General features: G+C 37.5%; 20 protein-coding genes and 2 riboswitches. Of the genes, 16 read left to right on the top strand and 4 right to left on the bottom strand.

What is annotated here, in order from left to right; translation table 11 throughout:
- Nucleotides 1-27: 27 nt before the first annotated feature.
- Nucleotides 28-714 carry an ArsR/SmtB family transcription factor gene (locus M948_RS26200; protein WP_021289350.1) on the bottom strand — a complete coding sequence of 229 codons (687 nt, stop codon included), beginning with the start codon at nucleotides 712-714 and terminating at the stop codon, nucleotides 28-30.
- Nucleotides 715-829: 115 nt separating this feature from the next.
- Here M948_RS26200 and M948_RS26195 point away from each other — a divergent pair, with 115 nt between their 5' ends.
- From M948_RS26195 to M948_RS26180, 4 genes are all read left to right on the top strand, one after another.
- Nucleotides 830-1,672: an isocitrate lyase/PEP mutase family protein gene (locus M948_RS26195; protein ID WP_021289349.1), complete on the top strand. Its 843-nt coding sequence runs from the start codon at nucleotides 830-832 to the stop codon at nucleotides 1,670-1,672.
- A 495-nt stretch (nucleotides 1,673-2,167) separates the two neighbouring features.
- Nucleotides 2,168-3,823 (top strand): PTS transporter subunit IIBC, encoded by a 1,656-nt coding sequence (locus M948_RS26190; protein WP_021289348.1) that lies wholly within the window; start codon nucleotides 2,168-2,170, stop codon nucleotides 3,821-3,823.
- Nucleotides 3,824-4,633 (top strand): endonuclease/exonuclease/phosphatase family protein, encoded by an 810-nt coding sequence (locus M948_RS26185; RefSeq protein ID WP_021289347.1) that lies wholly within the window; start codon nucleotides 3,824-3,826, stop codon nucleotides 4,631-4,633.
- Between the two features lie 16 nt (nucleotides 4,634-4,649).
- Entirely contained in the window at nucleotides 4,650-6,308 is a 1,659-nt protein-coding gene (locus M948_RS26180; RefSeq protein ID WP_021289346.1) for a glycoside hydrolase family 13 protein, read from the top strand.
- A gap of 130 nt (nucleotides 6,309-6,438) precedes the next feature.
- On the opposite strand, the gene M948_RS26175 is transcribed toward M948_RS26180, so the two are convergent.
- Entirely contained in the window at nucleotides 6,439-7,854 is a 1,416-nt protein-coding gene (locus M948_RS26175) for a Na+/H+ antiporter NhaC family protein (protein ID WP_021289345.1), read from the bottom strand.
- Between the two features lie 188 nt (nucleotides 7,855-8,042).
- Between M948_RS26175 and M948_RS26170 the strand changes: the two genes are divergently transcribed.
- The 3 genes from M948_RS26170 (at nucleotide 8,043) to M948_RS26160 (ending at nucleotide 10,501) form a co-directional block, all read left to right on the top strand.
- Complete coding sequence (locus M948_RS26170; RefSeq protein WP_021289344.1) at nucleotides 8,043-8,459, top strand: hypothetical protein; 417 nt, start codon at nucleotides 8,043-8,045, stop codon at nucleotides 8,457-8,459.
- A gap of 91 nt (nucleotides 8,460-8,550) precedes the next feature.
- Nucleotides 8,551-8,657: riboswitch (SAM riboswitch) on the top strand.
- Between the two features lie 79 nt (nucleotides 8,658-8,736).
- The gene (locus M948_RS26165; RefSeq protein WP_021289343.1) at nucleotides 8,737-9,849 is read left to right on the top strand and encodes a 5-methyltetrahydropteroyltriglutamate--homocysteine S-methyltransferase; all 1,113 of its coding nucleotides are present in this window, start codon (nucleotides 8,737-8,739) and stop codon (nucleotides 9,847-9,849) included.
- A gap of 352 nt (nucleotides 9,850-10,201) precedes the next feature.
- On the top strand, nucleotides 10,202-10,501 hold the full coding sequence (locus M948_RS26160; RefSeq protein WP_021289342.1) for a hypothetical protein: 300 nt from the start codon (nucleotides 10,202-10,204) through the stop codon (nucleotides 10,499-10,501).
- A gap of 304 nt (nucleotides 10,502-10,805) precedes the next feature.
- Here the strand turns inward: M948_RS26160 and M948_RS26155 are convergent, their stop codons facing one another.
- Nucleotides 10,806-11,057 carry a hypothetical protein gene (locus tag M948_RS26155; protein WP_021289341.1) on the bottom strand — a complete coding sequence of 84 codons (252 nt, stop codon included), beginning with the start codon at nucleotides 11,055-11,057 and terminating at the stop codon, nucleotides 10,806-10,808.
- A 285-nt stretch (nucleotides 11,058-11,342) separates the two neighbouring features.
- On the opposite strand from M948_RS26155, the gene M948_RS26150 reads away from it, so the two are divergent.
- On the top strand, nucleotides 11,343-11,903 hold the full coding sequence (locus tag M948_RS26150; RefSeq protein WP_031335044.1) for a helix-turn-helix domain-containing protein: 561 nt from the start codon (nucleotides 11,343-11,345) through the stop codon (nucleotides 11,901-11,903).
- A 266-nt stretch (nucleotides 11,904-12,169) separates the two neighbouring features.
- On the opposite strand, the gene M948_RS26145 is transcribed toward M948_RS26150, so the two are convergent.
- On the bottom strand, nucleotides 12,170-12,718 hold the full coding sequence (locus M948_RS26145; protein ID WP_021289339.1) for a helix-turn-helix domain-containing protein: 549 nt from the start codon (nucleotides 12,716-12,718) through the stop codon (nucleotides 12,170-12,172).
- Between the two features lie 374 nt (nucleotides 12,719-13,092).
- On the opposite strand from M948_RS26145, the gene pruA reads away from it, so the two are divergent.
- The 8 genes from pruA (at nucleotide 13,093) to M948_RS26105 (ending at nucleotide 23,732) form a co-directional block, all read left to right on the top strand.
- Complete coding sequence (gene pruA / locus M948_RS26140) at nucleotides 13,093-14,640, top strand: L-glutamate gamma-semialdehyde dehydrogenase (protein WP_021289338.1); 1,548 nt, start codon at nucleotides 13,093-13,095, stop codon at nucleotides 14,638-14,640.
- 141 nt (nucleotides 14,641-14,781) lie between these two features.
- On the top strand, nucleotides 14,782-15,699 hold the full coding sequence (locus M948_RS26135; protein ID WP_021289337.1) for a proline dehydrogenase family protein: 918 nt from the start codon (nucleotides 14,782-14,784) through the stop codon (nucleotides 15,697-15,699).
- Between the two features lie 104 nt (nucleotides 15,700-15,803).
- Nucleotides 15,804-16,787 carry an ornithine cyclodeaminase family protein gene (locus M948_RS26130; protein ID WP_021289336.1) on the top strand — a complete coding sequence of 328 codons (984 nt, stop codon included), beginning with the start codon at nucleotides 15,804-15,806 and terminating at the stop codon, nucleotides 16,785-16,787.
- A gap of 114 nt (nucleotides 16,788-16,901) precedes the next feature.
- Nucleotides 16,902-17,005, top strand: a riboswitch (SAM riboswitch).
- Between the two features lie 163 nt (nucleotides 17,006-17,168).
- Nucleotides 17,169-17,822: a carboxymuconolactone decarboxylase family protein gene (locus M948_RS26125; RefSeq protein WP_369759830.1), complete on the top strand. Its 654-nt coding sequence runs from the start codon at nucleotides 17,169-17,171 to the stop codon at nucleotides 17,820-17,822.
- A 122-nt stretch (nucleotides 17,823-17,944) separates the two neighbouring features.
- Nucleotides 17,945-19,312 (top strand): LLM class flavin-dependent oxidoreductase, encoded by a 1,368-nt coding sequence (locus M948_RS26120; protein WP_021289333.1) that lies wholly within the window; start codon nucleotides 17,945-17,947, stop codon nucleotides 19,310-19,312.
- Between the two features lie 49 nt (nucleotides 19,313-19,361).
- Entirely contained in the window at nucleotides 19,362-20,861 is a 1,500-nt protein-coding gene (locus M948_RS26115; RefSeq protein WP_021289332.1) for a sodium:solute symporter family protein, read from the top strand.
- A 627-nt stretch (nucleotides 20,862-21,488) separates the two neighbouring features.
- Nucleotides 21,489-23,015, top strand: coding sequence for a BCCT family transporter (locus M948_RS26110; protein ID WP_021289330.1), 1,527 nt, complete (start codon nucleotides 21,489-21,491; stop codon nucleotides 23,013-23,015).
- Nucleotides 23,016-23,039: 24 nt separating this feature from the next.
- Nucleotides 23,040-23,732 carry a TetR/AcrR family transcriptional regulator gene (locus M948_RS26105; RefSeq protein WP_021289329.1) on the top strand — a complete coding sequence of 231 codons (693 nt, stop codon included), beginning with the start codon at nucleotides 23,040-23,042 and terminating at the stop codon, nucleotides 23,730-23,732.
- Nucleotides 23,733-23,749 lie beyond the last annotated feature (17 nt).

Below are 23,749 nucleotides of genomic sequence, written 5' to 3'. Positions count from 1 at the left end.
TATAGAGACAACCTGTGAAAAAGGAGTTTAAATGCTTAAGTTAAAGTATCTTTTGAGCTCTTTCTGTCCCTTATCGGTAATCGTAACGGCACGACTTAAAGGTTTTCTGCTAATCCAATTCAATTCAAAAAGATGAGAAGTTATGGCCTGACCTAAAGCACCAGCAAGATGATGATGCCGTTCACTCCAGTCCAAACAAACACGGGAGAAGGAACGACGTTCTTTTCTTAGATCCGCAAGTTCCAATCCGAAATCCTGAAAAAACCGTTCTCCATTAGAGGTTACCTCAAATTCTTTTTCTCCTTTTCGCAAATAACCCAAATTCACCATCGATTCAGTTAATGCTACACCTAACCGTCCTGCTAAATGATCATAGCACGTTCTGGCATTACGAAGGGCGATTGTTTGGCTAGACTGTTTTAATGAACGCACTTCGGGTGGTTTTGAAATAGTAAGAAAAGATTCTAAAATACATGCAACCTCTCGACTTGCCAGTTGATAATAACGATATCGTCCATGCTTTTCGACAGTAACAAGGTTCCCCTTCACTAATTTTGAGAGATGAAAACTGGCTGTCTGGGGTTTAATGGCAGCCATATAGGCTAACTCACTTGCTGTATGAAAACGCCCATCCATTAAACTAGTTAGAATCATTGCTCTTGAAGGTTCACTAAGGAGAGAAGCAACTTCGGCCACATTTGGATTCACACTCATTTGTATTCATCTCCTTCTGCATTCCATATTTCGATTATAGTTGAACTATCCATAGGTTACAATAATCATAGATTATAAGTGATTTCAAATTTAATTCATGAAAAGGGGTTTTTTTATGGATCAAAACCATCGATCTTTAAAAATGAGTAACTTTCATCATCTACATCAGCAGTCATCCAGCTTTGTTCTTCCAAATGCGTGGGATGCCATTAGTGCTAAGATGTTTGAAGAAAGTGGATTTGAAGCGATTGGAACGACAAGCGCTGGTATTGCCGCTTCATTGGGGTATAAGGATGGAGGAAATATTCCACTGGAAAAAATGATTGAAGTCATTCAGTTGATTACAAGTTCTGTGAATGTCCCCGTCAGCGCAGATATTGAAGCAGGATACGGAGAAACCATTAGGGAGGTTTTAGAAACAGTAGAAAAAATTATAGCTACTGGAGTTGTTGGGATAAATATTGAAGACGGTACAGGCAAACCAGATCAACCACTATATGATCTATCCTTTCAAAAAGAAAAAATTGCAGCTATCAAGGAACTTTCCTATGCCACTGATGATGCTTCATTATTTATAAATGCTCGTACAGATACATACTGGCTCCATGTTGGAGATGCAACAATGCGATTGAAAGAAACCGTTAGACGTGCTAAAGAATTTGAGGAAGCGGGAGCGGATTGTATTTTCGTTCCTGGATTAACAGACCAGACGATTATCCAACATCTCAGAGAAGAACTTTCCTTACCTATTAATCTATTGGCCAGCCCTGGAATGCCTTCTTTGACCGAGTTATCAGATATTGGCATTGAGAGGCTTAGTTGTGGGTCTGGCCCTTTTAGAGCAACTGTAACTTTACTGAAAACCATTAGTGATGAGATCATGGGTCAACAAACCTTTCATCATATGATGAATGACGCTATGCCCTATGACAAGATTGCTAACTTAGGGGGGAAATAATAAGATTCAAATCCTTTTATAACATTCTATAATGGTAAGTCGATTATGCTTATATGAGGTAATCGACTTTATTCTCAGGATACATATTCTATTTGAAGTTCAAGTAGTTTATTTGTCCCCTGCTATAGTAGTACCTCTGTACGCGAACTATCAGAAACGCTTTATGCATAAAACCATAGAAAATACTCTCAACATGTAACTGTATTTTCTCCTAAATGAACAATAATTACAGTCTGTTTTTTGATGAACATAAACAAAAAATCATAACAAGTACTTGACCTTCCATTGATTCTGCTATACTATGTTTATAGAATTAATGCAATCGTTTGCACATATGGTTGGGAGAATAGGATTAAATAAGTAGAATTTTGATAACGTATATGTTTTATTTTTTAGTAAAATGAAAGTGTTTTCAAGTTTTTGAAAAACTAAGGAACCATCGATTCATTTGAGAAATCGTTTGCATTAATAATAAGGAGGGAGCAGCAGAGAAACATGTTTTCATTTGATTTCTGGCAGAAGTTAGGGAAGGCGTTGTTGGTTGTTGTGGCTGTAATGCCTGCAGCTGGAATTATGATCTCGTTAGGGAAAGTAATTGCAATGTCAGTGGAAGATATATCTTTTATCCTTATGATTGGACGAGTGATGGAAGATATTGGCTGGGCAATTATTAATAACTTACATATTTTATTTGCTGTAGCCATTGGCGGTTCTTGGGCAAAAGAGCGATCCGGAGGGGCATTCGCAGCTTTACTAGCGTTTATATTAATTAATCGAATTACTGGTGTTATATTTGGTGTTACCAACGATATGTTTACCAATCCGGAGGCGGCAGTTACTTCTTTATTTGGAAGTGAATTGGTCGTGGATAATTATTTCACTTCAATTTTAGGGGCACCTGCGCTTAATATGGGGGTATTTATTGGAATTATTTCCGGTTTTATTGGAGCGGCAATTTATAATAAATACTACAACTTTAGCAAACTACCACAAGCCCTATCATTCTTTAATGGAAAACGTTTTGTACCATTTGTGGTTATCCTGTGGTCGGTAATTATTGCTGTGATCATGGCTGTTGTATGGCCATTTATTCAGGGACTGATTAATGATTTTGGTATTTGGTTAGCATCGTCTAAAGACTCTGCACCATTTCTAGCGCCATTTGTCTTTGGGATGTTAGAGCGATTGTTGTTACCATTCGGTTTACATCATATGCTAACGGTTCCAATCAACTATACGGAGCTTGGCGGAACCTATACGATAATGACCGGAGCATCGGCTGGTGAAGTGGTAGCAGGTCAAGACCCACTTTGGTTGGCTTGGGTTTCTGATCTAGTCAATTTGCAAGCAGCTGGTGATATGCAAGCCTATCATACGTTGCTACAAGAAGTAACACCAGCTAGGTTTAAAATGGGACAGATGATTTTATCCAGTGCAGTATTAATTGGAGCGGCACTTGCAATGTATCGTAATGTTGATATAGATAAGCGTACAAAATACAAGTCCATGTTTTTCTCTGCGGGACTAGCCGTATTCATTACAGGGGTAACGGAACCGATTGAGTTTATGTTTATGTTTGCAGCACCAGTATTGTACTTTGTTTATGCTCTTATAGCTGGAGTAAGTTTTGCAATGGTAGATTTAATAGATTTGCGTTTACACTCCTTTGGGTTAATCGAATTGACTACTCGATTACCAATGGCAATCAATGCAGGGCTCATCGGTGATATTATTAACTTTGTAATTACTTGTCTTGTTTTCTTTGCAATTAGTTATTTCCTTTTTCACTTCTTAATCAGGAAATTAAACTCACCAACACCAGGTCGTGCCGGTAATTACTCAGAAGACGATGAAACAGAAGAGGAAAACAACAGCTCTACGCAAACAGCAAGAGCAAAAGATACGAAAGATACAGAAGTGAAAGAAGTTGTCCGCTTACTTGGGGGTGAAGCGAATATCTTGGAAGTAGATGCATGTATGACACGTCTTAGAGTCTCTGTAAAAGATGTAGATCAAGTTGCCTCTGAAACGGATTGGAAAAAGACAGGTGCAATGGGGCTTGTTAAAAAAGATACTGGCGTTCAGGCAATCTACGGACCAAAAGCAGATGTGCTTAAATCAAAGGTAATCGATTACCTGGAGGAGGAGTAGATGAAATTATTGACACTAAACTGCCATTCTTGGCAAGAGGAAGATCAATGGAAGAAGCTGGACATCCTTGCTGCATCAATTCATGAGGCTGCTTATGATGTTGTTGCTTTACAAGAAGTAAGTCAATCTATTGTATCGGAACAAGTAACAGATCGTTTGAAAAAGGATAATTTTGGATTATTACTTGTACAAAAGCTAAATGATTTGGGATCAACTTATAAATATACATGGGCGTTCTCACATACTGCTTATGATCAATGTGAAGAAGGGGTTGCTTTATTGACAAAGTGTCCAATTCTTGACCAAACAGAGTTCTTGGTAAGTCAAAGTGATGATCCAGAATTTTGGAAAACACGTAAGGTGGTAGGATTGACCATTGATCATCATGGGATACCATATGCATTTTATTCTTGTCATATGGGATGGTGGCAGGACAAAGAAGAGCCGTTTCGTTGCCAGATGGATCAACTCGTTACAAATGTAAATAAACAGATTCCACATTATCTAATGGGCGATTTTAATAATGCGTCTAATATAGAAGCGGAAGGGTATGCCTATGTGCAACATTTAGGTTATAATGACACCTTCCAACTGGCAGGAGAAAAGGATAGTGGAATTACTGTAGCTGGTGAAATTGCAGGTTGGGAAAAGAATAACGAAAATAAACGAATTGATTTTATTTTTACGTCGACAAAGGACAAGGTACGATTGTCGCGTGTGATATTTAATGGTATCAATAAACCAGTGATTTCCGATCATTTCGGTGTGGAAGTGACGATAGAAAATGGAACGATGAATGGAACTAGTTAAATGAAGGAGAGGGACGATGAAAAAACTATGGTGGAAAGAAGCGGTAGCCTATCAGGTCTATCCTCGCAGCTTTATGGATTCAAATGGAGATGGAATTGGTGATATTCAAGGAGTCATTGATAAGTTAGATTACCTTAAAGATTTAGGCATTGATGTAATCTGGCTAAGTCCTGTCTATCAATCCCCAAATGATGATAATGGGTATGATATTAGTGATTACCAAGCCATTATGTCTGAATTTGGCACCATGACAGATTTTAATCAATTATTGGAAGAAGTACATCAGCGAGATATGAAATTAATTATGGATTTAGTCATTAACCACACGTCGGATGAGCATCCTTGGTTTATGGAGTCAAGGTCCTCAAGAAATAATCCCTATCGTGATTATTATATATGGCATGAAGCAAAAGGCAATCGATCCCCCAATAATTGGGAATCCATTTTTGGGGGATCGGCCTGGGAATATGATGAACCAACTAATGCCTATTATATGCATGTTTTTTCTCGTAAACAACCTGATTTGAATTGGGAAAACCCGAAAGTCCGCCAATCTTTATATGAGATGGTGAACTGGTGGTTAGATAAAGGAATTGACGGTTTTCGAGTAGATGCCATTTCGCATATTAAAAAGGCTCCAGGTTTTCCGGATATGCCAAATCCGGAGAATAAGAAATACGTACCTTCTTTTGATGGTCACATGAATCAGAAAGGTATTCATGACTTTTTAGCGGAATTAAAGCAGGAGACATTTGATCATTATGATATCATGACTGTTGGTGAGGCAAATGGGGTGACAGTAGATGATGCAGATCTTTGGGTTGGTGAACATAAAGGGAAATTCAATATGGTATTTCAATTCGAGCACTTGGATTTATGGGGGAAAAGTGCGTCTGGTGGATTAGATATTCACGCATTAAAAGAGACATTATCTAAATGGCAGAAAGGGCTTGAAAGCGACGGATGGAATGCTCTTTTTCTGGAAAATCACGATCAACCACGCTCGGTTTCAAGCTGGGGAAATGATGATCGATATTGGAAGGAATCAGCAAAAGGGTTGGCTACTCTTTACTTTCTCATGCAAGGAACACCATTTATTTATCAAGGACAGGAAATTGGAATGACAAATGTCCAATTTGCGTCCATTGATGATTATAATGATATTTCCATGAAAAATTTATACGCAGAAGAGATGGCGAATGGGAAAAATCATCAAGATGTGATGGAGATTATTTGGAAAAATGGGCGAGATAATTCAAGAACACCAATGCAGTGGAGTAGCCAAGAAAAAGCAGGATTTACTACGGGTACCCCTTGGATGAAGATCAATCCAAATTATAGAAATATCAATGTTGCTGCACAGATAAAGGATCCAACATCCATTTATCATTACTATAAACAGCTCATTCAATTAAGAAAACAACATCCAGTCTTTATTTATGGAAAATATGATCTTTCTTTAGCCGATCATGATAAGGTATACGCGTATACAAGAACCGATGGAAATCAACAAATGTTCATTATGGTGAATTTATTTGAGGAGGAAGTATTGGTCAGCATTACAGATCAATCATCAGCGAAGTTGTTACTAAGTAATTACGATGTAGATAAAGAAGAACAATTGGAGCAATTGGTATTAAGGCCTTATGAAGCTAGGGTTTATCAACTAATTTAAAAAAGGCGAAAATTCTTTCTAGGCTGTCGGAAAAAAGTCTCGACAGCCTGTTTACTTAGAATTTTCAAAGAACCTCCTTATAATCAGATAAGGTAAAGAATATATTCTATAAACGGAAAACATCTTTATCTTAACCGATAAAAAATCCCGCTATTAGGTATAAGACAGCTGCAATTCCAAGCCCAATGGAAACAATCTTTAATTTATACCGTGCATAATCAATTAATGGAACTTCTAAAATAGACGCCGTCGTAATGGTTGTATCGCCAAGTGGAGAGGTCATGGCACCAAATGATCCACTTGCAAAGACGGCACCAACTGTCATTGGCAGTGAAGCTCCAGTGGAAGCTGCTAGAGCAACACCAAGTGGCATAAATATCCCCCACGTTCCAAAAGATGATCCGAGAAAATAACTAACGATCGATCCGACGATAAAAACAATAGCAGGGATTGTAAAGGCTGGGAGAAAAGAACCTAGTGTTGCTTCAATAAATTGAGAGAAACCAAGGTCCTCCGTAACAAGCGAAAGAGACCATACTAAAACGAGAAGGATGATCGCTTCCATTAATTGATTTCCCCCATCATAAAAATGATAAATCGTTTCCCCTAATTTTTGGTCACGAATCATGTAGAAAATAAATGTGATGATTAACGTAATAAAAACAGCAAGCAGGATGACGAAAGTAGCATCAGCTTCAGCAAAGGCATTGAACAAGCTAGTAGCTCCTTTTTCCACCCCATCCTGCCACAATAGAAATAAGGTAAGTCCAAGTAGTAAAAACAATGGGACAATTAAATTCCAAGGTTGTGCCTTTACCATTTCTAATTCTTTTTTTATGCTAGCACGATGATGTTTCCCTTCTTCCCCGTCTTGCGGACCATTATTTGTCTGTTTCTTTTTTGGCTTTGACCAGAAGGTCCAAATCAATCCAATAATTAGCATGACGATGGCAAAAAAGTTGAAAGGGATACTATATAGGAAAACTTGATAAGCATCTGCATTCAAATTATGTTTTTGAATACCGCCCTCAATCAGTGAAACCATAAACCCAACAAATGCTGTTGCTACAGGTAACAATACAATAACAGAGCTGGTTGATACGTCCATGGTAAAACCAACTTTCCAATTTGATATATTGACTTTTTTCAATAAGGATTTAATCACAGGACCAATCATCATAATTCGAAACATTGGCATCATAAAGGTAAAGGGGAGAGTTAACCAAATGACCGCTAGAAGCCCGCGTTCAGAGTCAATTTTGTTACCAACCCACTCCGAAAATCCCTTCACACCACCAGAGATTTGCATCATGCCGATTAATCCGCCAAATAGATATAAAAAAGCGATAATATTAATATTTCCTGGATCAGCCAAGGTAGTTACGATATAGCTGACCGTCTCCTTTGTCCCGTCCAAAATACTGAATTCTAATAGAAAAGCTCCTACAACCAGACTAAGTACTAAACCAGGAAGAATTCGTTTTTGCCAGATCGAAAGTCCAATAACAATAATAAATGGAATTAATGAAAGCCATGATTGTTCCATCAGATAACCTCCCTTATCGCCTTATAATGGAATTTCATAATAATGAATGATCTCTCTTGTTACCATGTGTTAAATCATCCTTTTTCATGCGTGAATGGAAGAAGGTATATCCTTAACTAATAAGAGATGTTACGCTTAACAAAGAAAAACTGTTATAAGTTAGTTATATGAGGAGAGTGACTGCATGGATGAAGAACTTAAAACGTTACTTACAAGAACCAATCTTTACACCGTTGGTTGACCGATTTGTCATGTTTGGATTTGCCGTTGCTGGTGCTTTTGCAAGCATTTATTCATCTGAGCATATGCCATTTTTGGAATTGCTTCATTATTTACTGCTGTTTTTATTAATTGCCATGCCCATCCTAGAATGGATTGGAACAAATTGGAGAGAAAAAAGAGGAATTAAGGAGGAGTCGGTACGATCGCCTCAATATGCCGATAAGATTATAGCTAATTTGTTTGTTATTTTATCAATGATTCTAGGTATCGTTAGCTTAGGGATAAATCTACTTGCTGAATCGTTTAATTGGCGCTGGATGGTGTTTATGTTAGTTGTTGTATTATTTAGCTTTTTCATGCGATATATCCTTATAAAACGTTGACGTCAACTAGAAAATAAATAAAAAAATTGTCAAAACCTTTTGCATTTTTATTGTGGAATTGCTATGATAGATATTAAATATTTAAAAGGAATTCTTATCAAGAGAGGTCAAGGGACTAGCCCGTAGACGCCTCAGCAACCTGTTTGTGAAGACAAGGTGCTACTTCTAGCAAGTTTAGTTAAACTTGAGAGATAAGAAGATGACACCGTTTATTACAGCGTCTCTTCTTAGCTAGAAGAGGCTTTTTTATTACATAAAAAATTAGGGAGTGGATAAAATGGCAACAAAAGTAGAAAAAAAAGCACCATTTAAAGGGGATCATGTAGGAAGTTTTTTAAGACCTGATCGGATTAAGCAAGCTCGAATTCAAAAGGCAAGTAGGGAAATCACGAACGAACAACTCCGAGCCATTGAAGACACGGAGATAATTAAATTAGTTGAAAAACAAAAGAAAGCAGGGTTAAAGGCAATTACAGATGGGGAATTTCGTCGTGCATGGTGGCATTTTGACTTCTTAGAAGGTTTGATTGGAGTTGAAGAATTTGTACCCGAAGCAGGATTGCAATTTTCTGGAATTCAAACAAAAAAACGTGCGATTCGTGTCACTGGAGAAGTAGACTTTAGTGAAAACCATCCTTTTCTTGCAGACTATAAGTTCTTACATGAAGCCGTCGGAGACCAGCATGTTGCGAAGCAGACAATCCCAAGTCCGAATATGTTGCTAGTGCGAGCTGATATAGAAACAAATGTCTATGAAAATATGGAACAAGTGATTCCAGATTTAATTAACACATATCAAAAAGCAATCCAAGCTTTTTATGATGCTGGTTGTCGCTACTTGCAATTAGATGATACTTCTTGGAGTTCATTTCTTTCAGATGAGGGCAGGGAATCGCTCCGAGAAAAAGGTTTTGATCCGGAACAATTAATGGAAGTCTGTAGAAGTGTTATTAATGAATCCATTGCCGAACGTCCAAACGATATGTTAATAACGATGCATATTTGTCGTGGTAATTACCGCTCACACTATTTCAGTACAGGATCATATGATGCGGTTTCAGAAACTATTTTTGGAGGATTAGATGTAGATGGGCTTTTCCTTGAATTTGATGATGATCGATCGGGTGGCTTTGAACCTTTATCTTATGTGAATAGAAACGACCTTCACGTTGTATTGGGCTTGGTTACATCAAAATTTGCGGAGCTGGAAGATCCAAACTTGGTTAAAAAACGTATTGCAGAAGCCGCTACGTATATCCCTTATGGCCAACTTTGTCTCAGCCCTCAATGTGGATTTGCGTCAACCGAGGAAGGAAATAATTTAACAGAAGAAGAGCAATGGAAAAAAATACGTCATGTTGTTGAGATAGCGGAAGATGTATGGCAATAAGTTTAGAGGTTCCTTCTTGTAAGTAATTAACTAAAGGAAAATCCAAATTATTATCCGAATATACAAGTTATATTCGGGTAGTTTTTTTATTGTTCATTTTCTTCATCATGATTGCGGTTGAAAGGTATGGAAATGAATGCATCAGCTTGGAGAGCGCTCGCTTTATCTATTTTCTATCCCCTTAAAATAACACCAAAGCTTCTGATCTTTTGTTAAAACCCTATTATTTGCCTAAGTATTAATAGATTCTATCATCATTTTCTTCTAACTTCCTCTATCAACCTATGCACTGACTGAATTACATCATAGGATGATCTTGCAAGATAAACAAAATTTAAAGGAGGAATTTAGTGTGGCTATTACCGTACCAGTTCCAACACTAGGTGATGTTATTGTATTAACGTATGAAGGTGATCAAGTAGAAACGGGATGTACAGCTCCAGGTGAAGATGCTCCAGAAGTCAAAAACTTCTCGGTTGAGCAGGGGAATCTTTATATTATTGGATGTAATAACTTCCCAATTGGGGGAGGCACCGTAGCATATATTGTGGATGCTCAAAATATTGATCTTGGTGAACTTATTCAAGCAATTTTAGGTTTGGCAGTTGTTCAAGGTACAGGTGGAAAGACAAATATCTTTACTGCTGTTTAAGCAGTTTTCTATTAGAGTATATGGCTGAGAAACCATGAATTTCTAAATAAGTAGGCGAACCATACTTTCGCAGTGGAAATCGTTTCGCTTTTCGTGAGCATGTCAGCTAACTTGGGCGAGCAAAATATCGCCTATCCGAGTGGATCTTAGGTCTGTGCTGGGTTTCAACGATTTCTACTGCAGATCTTTAATAGATGATGCGTTCAATCATTTCATCTAATAATATAGCAGAAGTCAAATTCATGAAAGACAGTCGTAATTTGTTTAGCTACATGACTTTTGTCCTGTTCCCTATGTAGAGACACTACTGACTTGGATGCCGATATTTGGTTAAATGATAAAGTAAAGTAAGGATGAATAAACAAAGACCGATAATTAGAAAGCTCGAAGCATATATGGATATTTGATGATTACTAACGTTCTCATTAATCATAATAAAAAGATAGGAAATGCCAATCCCGTTTCCATCAATCGGTCTCTGAACGAATTGGAAATAGTTATATACACTCGTTAAACTGAGAAAATATAAAAGGAATAACAGCAGCTTTTGCTTCATTGTACCACCCCTTTGTCAAAAGATACTCCCGTTTTATCGGTATATTCTGATTTTTAGATGTTAATCAACCTGAACTGATGATTCTTTTCCTACCAATTGACGTTGTTTTTGTACTATTCTATCATGGAAGAAGTTTAACTCAAACATCAGTGGAAGTCCCATGTTTGATTTATTGAAAATAGCTTCTGATAAATGCCTTCACCATGTAACTGCTGTAATCTAGCTTCTTTTGTTATAATTAGTTTAAGATAGTCACGGTTTTTTTACTGGAAGGAGAGAGTAGCAATAAATCTAAATAATATTGGAAAGAAAATAAAACAGATGCGTTTACGAACAAAAAAGACACAGCAGCAAGTGGCAGATGAATGTGGTATCTCCAAAAGTCTTCTATCAAAAATAGAAAATGGCCAGACTGCTTCAGCAATTGCCACGCTATCCAAAATTAGTGAAGTATTACATGTGCCATTATCATGGCTATTAGATGATCACGATGATCGCGATCTTGTTTTGCTTCCGCATGGAGAGCGACAATTCAAAGTAGGCGATGAAAATATGGGATACTCCTATGAATTATTAGCCAATCGCTCAAGGTTTACTGGCATTGAACCGACGATTGTACACGTTACTCCGCGTGACATGAATGTTCGTCAAGAAGCGTATACCCACTCACAGGATGAGTTTATCTATATTCTGGAAGGAAAGATTCAATTACTTTATGGAGAAAGCAAACATCATATGGAACAAGGAGATAGTGCTTTCTTTAAAGGGAACAAATCGCATCTGTTTATACCAGTAAATAATGAACCCGCTCGGGTATTAACCATTTTTATTGATAATCATTTGTAAATCAAGAGGCTCAGCAAGGTGCTGAGCCTTTTTAAGACCTAGTTTTTATGGAATAAGCCCTTGCAAAGTGATTATAATAGATCACAACATTAACTTTAATCGTTTTCATTCTGTAGCCTTTCTCTACAAAGCCTATTTTCCAATGTGTTGCCGTTTAAATACTTTCAGCCCTATTTTCTCAATGATTGCGCCTCTGCTTAGCCTTCCTATAGGTGCCCTCGATAATCAATGGTTACAATCATTCCAAAGTCCATTGATATTAATCCTTATTCAGTAGAAGAAATACATAAAAATTTAATTGTTTTATCGGTTCGATTATACCAATTATGCGGGGTGGATGATTCCAAAAATATGCAATCATATGGTTGCAATAGGACTTCTTCATGGTTAACTTCGATGGTTAGAGTGCCTTCTAATACATAGAGGAATTCCTGACCTTTATGTGTAAAATTATTCCCCCGATTATCCCCTGGATTCAAAATTATTAAATTAGGTACAAACAAAGGGTTTTCCATTTCTCCCGAAAGATCTTTATAAATAAATCGATTTTCTGTCAGGTTTTTCGTATCAACAATATTTCTGGTAATTGCCGAACGGGAACCTTGTGTTTCTGAAGAAAAAAAATAGCTTGGATTCACCCCGAGTGCTTCAGAAATTCGTTTTAACGAAAGTAATGTTGCAGATGTTTTGGAATGCTCTAATTGTGACAAAAAACTAATGGAAAGACCGGTTTCTTGAGAGACTTGCTTCAATGTTAACTTTTTTTGTTTTCGCAGATTCTTTACTTTGTTTCCAAGGTTTTCAGAATTTGTCATGGTATACTCGCCCCTTATGCTAAACGGTTCATGATAGTTCACAATTCCTAGTTTTATAGAATGGTATGAAAAAACAGTTGACGAAAAAGCAAAAAATATCTTATAATTTATTTAAACATAATTTAAGTGATACTTAAATACTTTTCGCTTAAATTATTAGAAAATTTTCTTAGTTCAAATTTCAAATTAATGTAGCTACGATCTATTTCTTATTAGTAACTAGAAAAAAACCCGCAACAGGCTAGACAACTTATTGATTACAGTAATGATTAAATTAATAAGCACTGCATATGCTTTAGGGTTTCTTCTTTTCACAAGTAGTGAAAACGTTTTCATCATTTGGACTAGTAAACTATAATTAGGAGGTTTTTCATATGGTAGTACCTTATACACACGAGCCTTTTACAGATTTTACAGTGGAAGAAAATCGGCAACAAATGCTTCATGCATTAAAAAAAGTAGAGAAGGATCTAGGTAAGGAATACCCACTAATTATTGGGGGAGAACGCATTACAACAGAAGATAAAATCGTTTCTGTTAACCCTGCTAATAAAGAAGAAGTAGTTGGCTATGTTTCGAAAGCGAATCAAGAATTAGCAGAAAAAGCAATGAAAGTTGCAGATCAAACATTTGAAACGTGGCGGAAATCAGACCCGAAATTCCGTGCGGATATTCTTTTTCGATCTGCGGCAATTATTCGACGTAGAAAACATGAATTCACAGCTCATTTAATTAAAGAAGGTGGGAAACCGTGGAAAGAAGCAGATGCGGATACAGCAGAAGCAATTGATTTCCTTGAATATTATGGCCGTCAAATGCTTGAGTTAAAAGATGGTGTCAAGATCAACAGTCGTCCTATTGAATACAATCAATACCATTATATCCCATTAGGCGTTGGGGTTGTGATCTCACCTTGGAACTTCTTGTTTGCAATTATGGCCGGTACAACGGTAGCAGCTATGGTCACAGGTAATACGGTATTGTTGAAACCAGCCAGTGCTACACCAGTAATTGCTTATAAGCTAATGGAAGTGTTGGAAGAAGCGGGTATGCCTGCTGGAGTTATCAATTACATTCCGGGTCCTGGTAAAGAAGTAGGGGATTATCTAGTTGATCATCCACGTACGCGGTTTATTAGTTTTACAGGATCACGTGAGGTTGGAACACGAATTTTTGAGCGTGCTGCTAAAGTACAAGAAGGTCAGAAGTGGCTGAAACGTACGATTATTGAAATGGGTGGAAAAGATACCATCGTAGTAGATAATGAAGCCGATCTAGAGTTGGCAGCTGAATCGATTGTACAATCTGCATTTGGATTTTCAGGACAAAAATGTTCGGCATGTTCACGTGCTGTCATACATGAGGATGTCTATGAAGAAGTGAAAGATAGAGTCGTAGAGCTTACCAAAGAATTATCAGCTGGGAATCCACATGATAACTCTCATTTTATGGGACCAGTTATTGATCAAGGTGCTTATGATAAAATTATGGATTACATCGAAATTGGCAAGCAAGAAGGAGAATTATTAGCAGGCGGCTCAGGTGATAATCGTATAGGTTGGTTCGTAAATCCTACTGTTTTTGGTAATGTAAGTCCAGAAGCAAGAATTATGCAGGAAGAAATCTTTGGACCAGTAGTTGCACTTACAAAGGCAAAGAACTTTGATGAAGCGATTGAGATTGCCAATAATACAGAGTATGGATTAACTGGTGCCGTAATTACCAATAATCGTACCCATCTTGAGCAAGCAAGACAAGATTTCCATGTCGGTAATCTTTACTTCAACCGCGGTTGTACAGCTGCAATTGTAGGTTATCAGCCATTTGGTGGATTTAATATGTCGGGTACGGACTCTAAAGCAGGTGGACCTGATTATCTGATTCACCATATGCAAGGTAAAACAAGCTCTGAAATGCTATAACATAATAACAATATCTCACTCCTGCACTGCTTTACAAAGTTTTGTGGAAATGCGTAATCAAAATCATGGGAAATCACTTATTGTGTTTTTCCCTTGCTTTTGATCGTTCATAAACTATAGATGGTTGGGGGGAGGATCAACGTGGAACAAATCATGCGCAATTTCTTTTTATTTTTATCCAATAATAAACCACTAACGAAAGCAGCTAAGAAGTATGGTTTTCGATTTGGAGCATCGCGATTTGTTGCAGGAGTAGATATTAATGGTGCGGCTGAAAAAATAAAAGAGTTAAATGCCAAAGGATTTGACGTTACAGTCGATCATTTGGGAGAGTTCATTGATAATGAAGACGAGGCTAGGCAATCTGCTCAGGAATGTATTCAGGCGATCAAGGTCATTGCAGAAAAAGAATTGAATGCACAATTATCGTTGAAATTAACTTCTTTGGGAATGGATATATCGTATGAATTAGTTATGGAGAACATGCGAAAAATTTTGCAGGCTGGGACAGAATATGGTGTGATTATAACGATTGATATGGAAGATTATCAGCGTACAGAACAGACGTTAACCATATTTAAGTCATTACGACAGGAATTTGATAATTTGGGAACGGTTTTACAGGCGTATCTTTATCGCGTGGAAGAGGACTTAGACGCATTAGATAGCTACAACCCTTATCTTCGCTTAGTTAAAGGTGCTTATAAAGAGTCCGAAAAAGTGGCATTTCCAAATAAACAGGATGTCGATGATAACTATAAAAAAATTATAAAAAAGAACTTATTGAATGAGAATTACACAGCTGTTGCAACGCATGATGACAGTATTATTGCTTATACCAAAGAACTGGAAAAAGCGCATGATATTCCTCGTGACCAATTCGAGTTTCAAATGCTTTATGGAATTCGTATTGAATTACAAGAACGATTAGTCGACGAAGGATATAAAGTACGTGTATATATGCCGTATGGAGATGACTGGTTTGGTTATAATATGCGTCGTTTGGCCGAACGTCCAGCTAACGTTGCCTTTGTATTAAAAGGAATCTTTAAAAAATAGTCGGTTTATAATGTGCAAGATGCGATTTGAGAAAGGTTTTATGCCGATATTCTCATAACTGCGCTTGCACTTTTCTATTACATATACATGAAAGGAAGAAAGCTATGTTAATTCTTTCAGAGCAAGAAATTAAGGATCATTATTTTATGAACGATGCAATCTATGATGTAAAGCAAGGGTTAATTTCTAAAAAGAAAGGACAAATTACTAATCCGCATCGGACAGTCATTGACATACCGGCGCATCAAGCTTCGAGTCTATATATGCCAAGTGCAGACTTATCACAGGAAATTGCCTCCGTGAAATTAGTCAGTATTTTTCCTGAGAATCCGAAACAAGGAAAGCCAACTACTCAAGGTGCATTAGTATTAACCGACGCTAGTAATGGGGAACATATTTGTATGATGAGTGCATCATTTTTAACTCGTTTACGTACAGGAGCACTGAGCGGGATAGGGACAGAAAAATTAGCTAGAACGGATGCACAAACATTGGGAGTGATTGGAACGGGGGCCATGGCCTTTGAACAAGTCCTAGGTGTTTTGGAAGTTCGTGTTATCCAAGAATTAATCCTATTTAATCGGACGATCGAAAAGGCGTACACATTCAAAGAAGCATTAATGACCTGGGGGATTACGATTCCAATCAAAGTAGTGGATTCACCGAAGCAAGTCATGCAAGTGTCCGATATTATTGCTTGTAGTACAAGGTCGGATAATCCGGTATTCGATGGAAATGATCTACGACCTGGTATGCATATAAATGGGGTTGGTTCGTATTTGCCTAGCATGAGAGAAGTAGATCTAAAAACCATTCAGACAGTTGATAAGATTATTGTGGATGATTTAGCCAGTATAAAAGAAGAAGCTGGTGAGTTAATTTATGCGAATCAAGAAAGTGATTGGCAATTTTCTCACATCCACGCAGAGTTAAGTGATGTTGGTGGTGGAGATCGATTATTGCGAGAAACAGATCAAGAAATTACTTTTTTTAAATCCGTTGGAGCTGCCTATTTTGATCTTGTCGTAGCTAAAGGAATTTATGTAAAAGCGAAATCGCTAGGAATAGGTCAAAAGATAGAATTGTAGTCTCTTAACCAACAATTAAAAAGATCTTATCGGAAAAATGTAAAAAATCATACTTGACACATTTTTCGGTATTCGGTATTATTGTGTACAATTCTTACTAATTAAATTGAATATTCCTTATCTAGAGTCGGGGGAGGAATCTGGTCCAGTGATCCCGCAGCAACCGTTACATATAACAAGGTGCTAATTCCAGCAAGCATTTGCTTGAAAGATGAGAGAATGTAGGCGATACAGCAACCTCTTCTCATCGGAAGGGGTTTTTTCATTGGTCATTATAGAAACCGTATATCCTCTTCCATTAATCCAACTAAATGAATGGGAAAAGTTATATTTAATTAGTGAAATGATTTATTTATTAAAGGAGCGATAACATTGAGTAATATAACGGAGAGTTTGTATAAAAAATCCTATTTCTCACGGATTCAAGAGCTTAGAGAATATGCCCCAGAAACATGTAATACTTTTTTTGCTTTTAATGATCAGGCCTTAGCTGAAGGAGAGTTGCAGGCAAAGCTAAAAGAATTAATTGCCGTTGCTGTAGCACATATTACAGGATGCCCATACTGCATTGAATTACATGTAGGCAATGTGAAGAAACAAAAAGCAACAAAAGAAGAGGTAACTGAAGCTATCTTTGTTGCAGCAGCATTAAAGGCAGGATCAGCAGCAGCCCATGGAGTTAATGCATTGAATGCGTATGACGGGGAAGGAACTGATAATTTGTATCAGGCGTCTTATTTTAACCGATTAAAGGAATTTGCAGCATTAAATGGGGCTACATTTGACGCATTTCTTGATTTTGATAAACAAGCAATCCAAACGAATTACCTGACTGAGAAAGAAAAGGAACTAATTGCAGTGGCATCAGCACATACCACAGGCTGTGCATATTGTATTGACCTTCATACGAAAAATGCAAAACATGCGGGGGCAAACCGCCATGAAATTGCTGAAGCAATCTTCGTAGCTGTAGCTTTGAAAGCAGGGTCTGCTTTGGCACATAGTGTAAATGCACTTAATGCCTATGACGACTAAACCGTCTCCTAGGTTAGCACGGGGGCACCGAATCCTCATGAGTTACCATCAATCAGGGGAGGATGAAAATCACCAGAGTGGTAAAGATTTAATTTAGGATAACGCATAAGGGAGAGTTGGATATGGCTAAACAAATTCACTTTAACGGATTTATTCAGAATTCACCTTCTCCACATTCGACAGGCTTGTGGAAGCATGAAAAGGATGAAGGAGTTAAACATAATACACTTACCTACTGGATGGACATTGCTAAATTGCTAGAGAGAGGGAAATTTGATTCTCTATTTATTGCCGATGTATTAGGAACTTACAGCGTTTATAACAATAGTCATCAGGCTGCAACGGAGCATGCAGTACAGCTTCCAGCTCATGATCCACTAATTCCAATAGCAGCTATGGCTGCTGTAACAGAACATCTAGGATTTGCACCGACGATATCAGCAACATATGCACAACCGTATTCACTAGCTCGTCAGCTTTCTACGCTTGATCACTTAACAAATGGAAGGGTGGCTTGGAATGTCGTCACCTCTTATTTAGAAAGTGAAGCTGTAAACTTAGGACTTACTAGTAGACTGCCAAAAGAATTGCGTTATGATCGAGCAGATGAATTTTTGGAAGTTGTGTACAAACTTTGGGAACAAAGCTGGGAAGCAAATGCCGTTGTTTATAATCGCGAGAATGATCGTTTTGCTGACCCAGAAAAAGTACATTTAATTAATCATGAAGGAAGATTCTTTCAAGTACCTGGCCCGCATTTAGTAGAGCCCTCTCCACAGCGAACACCTGTCATTTTTCAGGCTGGTGCTTCTCCAAAAGGAAGAGATTTTGCAGCTAAACATGCGGAGGGAGTCTTTACCAAAAATCATTCCTTGGATGCATTAAAGAATTATACAGCCGATATCCGAAATCGGACAGTAAAGCAAGGGCGTAATCGAGAAGATGTACGAATCTTTCCAATGATTCTACCAATTATTGGTTCGACAGAAGAAGAAGCGTATCAAAAATATGAAGGATTAAAAGAACAGGTCAGTTACGAGGGGACAGCTGCTTTATTATCTGGTCATACAGGAATTGATTTCTCAAGTTATGACCCAGATCAATATATGGAAGATATGGAAACAGAAGCAGTACAGGGTAATTTAGATATGTACACTAAGGACCCAAATAAAAAGTGGACACTACGTGAAGCAGTGAAGAATCATGGACTTGGGAATGGGACGGTGAAATTCATTGGTACTGCCGAACAAATAGCCGATAAAATTGAAGAATGGGCTACCGTTGGCGATGCAGATGGGTTTAATATTGCCCAGTCCTATTCACCAGGGACATTCCAGGAATTTGTTGATTACGTTATACCGGAACTGCAACAGCGTGGCATCTATCGTACAGAATATGAGGGGAAGACACTAAGAGAGAATATGTTTGGTAAAGGACGTAGACATGTACCGGACAATCACCCAGCTAGAAAAGCTCAAACAACAGTTTAGAACTGTGCGAATGAATTAAATAAAGCACCGTGAGAAAGGAGGGACAGAGATGAGTACAGTTACGATCTATACATGGATCGGTTTTACTATTTTTTTAGTTGTGATGTTTTTGCTTGGCTTGGTCAGTTCAAAAAAAACCAAGAATGTGAGGGATTTTGCGATTGGTGGGGGGAATCTTGGTCCTTATGTGCTTGGTCTGTCCTTCACAGCAACTTATTTAAGTGCCGCTACGTTTCTCGGTTATCCAGGCTGGTCGCATGACTGGGGATTATCTAACCTTTGGCTGTTTTTGGCAATGATTGGTGGTGGCCCAATTGGTGTAATTATGGTAGCGAAAAGAGTAAGGAAGTTAAATAATGGACAAAAATCACTGTCACTTCCTGATTGGCTCGGTGATTTTTATAAGAGTGATATATTACGAGTAGGTACGGGGATTATATTATTATTTAATGTATTTTATATTGCTGGGCAATTCGTCGCAGGTGCCCGTATATTTGAATATTTATTACATATCCCTTATACCACAGGTTTAATTGTAATTGCAGCTATTGTTATTCTGTATGTCTTCGCTGGAGGGGCATTTGCTGATATTTACACGGACGCTGTTCAAGCAGTGATGATGGGAATTGGCGGTCTATTTATATTTGTATCGGGGATCGTTATTTTTTGGGAAGGCAGTATAACAGCAACATTTAGTGGAATTACGTCGAATTTAGCAAATCAAAATGAAAATTTGGTGCGTATTTTTAACCCAGAATCGACGCATTTTTATTCAATTGGTGTTGTGGTAGGTGCCATCGTGATTCAGTGGGCATTCGCTTCTGCCCCTCATTTGTTTAATAAAGTGTTAGGGTTGAAGAATGAGAAAGATCTAGGAAAGATGATTGTCACGTACATTGTGGCTAGTATATTTTCACTTGTTGTTTTATTTGGTGGCATCTATAGTCGTGCTGCATTAGGGGATACGGTAGTTAGCGCGGATGTAGCATTAATGGAATATATTGTCTGGGCATTTCCGGCTATTATTGTGGCTATATTTGGTGTTGTTATACTGGCAGCTGCAATGTCTACAACGGATGGTCTATTTGTTTCCATTTCAACGGTGTTTGCCAATGATATTTTTCTAAAAGTATTAGTAAAACGAGGAATAATTAAAGTAGATAACCAAAAGGCAGAGCGAATTGCTCTCATTATTAGTCGTGTAACTGTTCCAATTATAGGGTTAGTTGCCTTTCTAATTGTAGTAAGACCTCCTGCTTATATGGGTGATGTCATGTGGATTGGTATTTCTGGTGTAGCTGCAGGAACTTTAGGACCAATCTTACATGCTATTTATGGAAAAAGAAAAGCGCCAGCACGAGCAGCTGAAATTTCTATGGCTGTTGGTGTGTTATCCTATCTCATTCTGTATTTTGGAGGAATTATTCCAAGTACCATGTCAGCAGGAGCAGTAGCAACTTTCATTGGGATATTCACAATTATCATTACTGCACCATTTTTAAATCGTCACACCTATTCTTATAATCAAGCAGAGAAAACAAGTGTGTAACTTTCGTATTAGTATTACTAAGGCATAAAGCATGTGAAGAGGTGTTAATATGTTTGTAAATCCTATGCTTTCCGTCTGGTTATATGGATTTATCGTTTTCCAAGTTGTAATTGGCATTTTGCTATGGAAAGGTTATTTTAAAAATAGATAGGTAACGAATTAAAGGTAAAAAAAGCTATCGAATTATTCGATAGCTTTTTCAGGAGGAAAAAGCAATAAAGGAAAATGCTAAAAGTCTGCGCTATTCGGGTGCTTAAATACTAGAAACGGATGGAATGAAACAAGTCTTAATAGCTTGGATTTCTCTTTCAATAGGTATTTTTTGCTATTTTTTGTTTACAAGTGTATACGCATTATCGTATTCATAAGGGAGATTAGGTCACTCTATTTAATGATCAAATGATTCAACAATATGTTGACTTTATGGTAAATGGATCAATGGACAAATAACACTAATCCCCCCCAGGGCTAGTTATTATTATCTAGGGGGTTTTTTAATTTTAAAACGAATTTTTCAATCCATTTAGGAGCGGTTGATATATTTTATTATTATGTTAATATGAACGTGTTCATATAAAAAACGCGTTCATAAAATGTATAAATAAGGGGAGGTATGTAAAAAACGTTATGAGAGTAAAAGTAGATCAAATTATTTTTTGGCCATCTTTATTGGTAGTTATAGTTGCAACCTTATTCTTAGTTATTTTTAAAGAATCCGCTGGTCCAGTAGTGGAAAGCCTCATGACTGATATTACACACCGTTTAGATTGGGCGTTTGAGTTCTTAACGATCGGTTTATTTATTATTTTGGCATGGTTGATGTTGGGTAAATATGGAAGAGTGAAACTAGGGGATATAGATGATAAACCCGAGTTTTCTCGGTTTAGCTGGGGAGGTATGCTCTTTTGTGCAAGTATGGGTACCAGTATCATGTTTTGGTCGATTGTCGAACCACTTTATTATTATACGGGTCCTCCATTTGGCATCGAAGGCGAATCCACTACTGCTGCTGAATATGCAGTCAGCTATGGGCTATTTCACTGGGGTATTTCTGCATGGGCACTATACGCATTGCCAGCCGTCGTAATGGCTTATAGCTTCTATGTAAGAAAAGAGCGTTCGCTTCGTATCAGTGCGGCTTGCCGAGGTGTGCTTGGAAAGCATGCAGATGGAATTATCGGAAAAATTATTGATATATTAGTAATTTGGAGCATGATTGGCGGGTTAGGAACATCGCTAGGCCTTGGTGTCCCAATGGTATCTGCAGTAATCGGAAATCTAATTGGGATAGAGCCATCATTAGGCTTAAATATTGTTATTATTTTGATTTGGACCGTTATTTTTAGCTCAAGTGCTTATTTTGGATTATATAAGGGGATACGTAAATTAAGTGATTGGAATGTCTATTTAGCATTGGGGTTGGCGATATTTGTGATTATTGTTGGGCCAACATTATTTATTCTATCCTATTTCACAAACAGTCTTGGTTTAATGTTGGATAATTTTATGAGAATGAGTCTGTATACGGATCCAATAGAAAAAGGAGGATTTCCTCAAGCGTGGACGGTCTTTTATTGGGCATGGTTTGCAGCGACGGCCCCGTTCATTGGAATTTTTGTGGCTCGTATTTCCAAAGGAAGAACCATTCGTGAGTTAGTATTTAATGTGCTCATGTGGGGTGCATTAGGAAGTTGGCTTTATTTCGGCGTTTTTGGTGGTTACACGATGGATCTTCAATTAACTGGAAAAGTAGATTTAGTTCCTATTTTAGAACAGAGTGAGCCAGCTGTTATTGTAGCGGTCTTAAACTCACTCCCTATGCCTATCGTTGTTTCCATTTTCTTTGTTGTTTTAGGTTTTATTTTCTTAGCAACTTCGCTCGATTCTGCAAGCTATGTCATTGCTAGTGTTGCAACAAAAGAATTGTACAGTAATGCTGAGCCAGCACGTTGGCATCGATTATTATGGGGAATACTACTATCAGCATTAGCAATTAGTTTAACCATTGCAGGTGGGCTTAGTGTCGTACAAACATCATCTGTTTTAGTCTCTGTTCCGATTTTAATCATGTATATTCTATTGTCTATATCTTTGGTAAGATGGTTGAGACAGAATGAAGATCAACATGTATATGTGAAGAAACGTCGTTCGTAAATGTTCAAGTGAGGAGGCAGTTAAATGAAAAAGAAAATACAACGTGCACGTATGTGGCGTTATTTTCTCGATGCTGCTGCGGAAATTATTGAAGAAGAAGGAATTGACAATATAACTATACGAAAAATCGCAGATCGCGCTGGATATACAAGTTCTACAGCATATAACTATTTTAAGGATTTATCTCATCTCGTATTCTTTGCAGCCATGCGATTTACAACAACTTATATAGAGGAACTACCAGCATATATGGAAAAAGGCAATAATACTGTAGAAAAATGGCTATATTCATGGGAATGCTTTTGTAAGCATTCCTTTGAGCAGCCAGAAATCTACGCTATTCTTTTTATGGATAATTTGGGAGCAATACCTGAGGATCTGTTGGAAGACTATTATAGTATATACGAAGATGATCTTATTGGATTACCTGAGCAGATTAAATCCATTATTATGGAACAGAATTTCTCCAAACGAAGCGCATTGTATATCGAAAATGCAGTGGAAGAAGAATTTATTGATCGTGAAGACATTGATTATATTGCTGATGTTACGTTAATGGTCTGGAAAGGAATGATGAGTACATTCATGAATCATCGACGTAACTACTCTAAGGAACAAGCAGTGGAACGGACAATATGTTATGTGTATGAAAGCGTAATGAGAACGATTAAGCCAGATAAAAGAGTGAAAATAAATTATCGTTTTTTAGGAAATTAAGTTGCAACACAAGAAAG

Origin of the sequence: Virgibacillus sp. CM-4 (assembly GCF_000445495.1) — a bacterium.
Taxonomy (GTDB): Bacteria; Bacillota; Bacilli; order Bacillales; family Amphibacillaceae; genus Virgibacillus; species Virgibacillus salexigens.
Note: the sequence above shows the minus strand (reverse complement) of the source record. Positions and strands in the feature narration are given on the sequence as shown.